This is a genomic window from Calderihabitans maritimus (genome assembly GCF_002207765.1).
In the GTDB taxonomy this organism is placed as follows: Bacteria; Bacillota; KKC1; order Calderihabitantales; family Calderihabitantaceae; genus Calderihabitans; species Calderihabitans maritimus.
The window spans coordinates 1-1,425 of the sequence record NZ_BDGJ01000210.1; the positions used below are offsets into that span (position 1 = coordinate 1).

A 1,425-nucleotide genomic window follows, 5' to 3' on the forward strand; every position below is an offset into this window, starting at 1 on the left:
CACGGATTTAGTCAAAATCAGGTAATCTCTGTAAGCCTACAGCTTCAACGGTTAACGGGTTTTTCAGAGATCTCACCTATGTGGTTTCGACATCTCCAAACCCCTACCTTCGTACTGGACTTTTGAAAGATTTATCAAAGACCTGGATCATGATTTGCTAGCTGACATTATGAAAAACCAAGTTAATACCTTAAAGGAATTGGGCTTTATTGATAGTTCATTTGTGTCGTTAGATTCAACTCCTGTCCGTGCCAACACCAAATTAAACAATCCCAAGTCTTTTGCTAAAAATAGATTTAGTAAATCAAATCCTCCTAAATCTGATAAGGACTGTAAATTAGGTGTTCATACTGCCGGCAATGCCCATAACAACAAAAAGTATGAATTTTACTGGGGGTATAAAAATCATGTTCTTACCGATGCTATTTCTGGTTTGCCTATAGCTGAAATTACTACTACTGCTGATGTTGCAGATTCATCTGTAGCTATTGATATTCTTAGTAAAACCAATGAATGGTTTTCTTTAGAGGAAACTTATTTCATCGCTGATAAAGGCTGCGATACAAAGGCTATTCATAACTATATTCGCCATGAGCTTAATGGCCATGCTTTTATACCCCTGAATACCAGAAATTCTAAAGAACATGACACCCTACCAGATGGACGTGTTCTTTGCGAGGCTGGCTTAGCAATGCATAAAGATGGTAAGCAATATCTTAAAAATCGAACCAAGCAAAAGTATTCATGTCCTTTCAAGAACTCAAAAGATGATAGTTTATGTCCCTGTAAGCATCCTAATTACTTTAATGGTAAGAAATATCGCGGATGTACTAAATACATAACTATTACTACTGATGATTATCGCTCTTCCATTAACCGGGAATCTATCTTTTTTAAGCGAATTTATGCTCTAAGAACTGAATCGGAAAGATACAACTCCCGCTGGAAAAACCTTAATTTGGAAAAGGCATCTGCCAGAAACATGGCTTCAATAACTAATCTAAATACTATAGGACATATTTGTTTGTTAACTCTTGCAATTGCAGCTATCAGGAACAATCAAGCAGATAAATCCAAATCTCTGGTAGGTTTCAAAGCAGTTGCTTAGATATAAATTAAATATAAAAGAGTAGCTTTTTACAAAATACATCTTTTACCGTGGGGTTCGTATGCCCATTTTTAGGTTCTCACCTAACATAATTTTCAATTTTATTTACTTCCTCTTCCTTAATCTTGTAAGCAACTAGTATTTTCTCTCTTACCTTAAAGAATTACCGAATATGCTCATCTCTCTTTAGTTAATCAAGCCCGGTTAAAGGATAAGAGTGTGGCAGTGGCATTTTATCAGGCTATTGTTGGCAAAAAGCATTACAAAACATAGAGTAGCAAAACCCTCAAATTCTACGAAAAAAAGAGTTTGGGGGA

Annotated in this window: 1 protein-coding gene; it reads left to right on the plus strand. The window is 35.7% G+C overall.

Features of this window, described 5'->3' with window-relative positions:
- The first annotated feature begins 169 nt into the window (after positions 1-169).
- Positions 170-1,108, plus strand: coding sequence for a transposase (locus tag KKC1_RS15125; protein WP_088555260.1), 939 nt, complete (start codon positions 170-172; stop codon positions 1,106-1,108).
- Positions 1,109-1,425 lie beyond the last annotated feature (317 nt).

What these genes read in the sequence shown, in the direction of transcription:
- KKC1_RS15125 (WP_088555260.1), top strand. Translation starts at nt 170, where the DNA reads ATGAAAAACCAAGTTAATACCTTAAAGGAATTGGGCTTTATTGATAGT.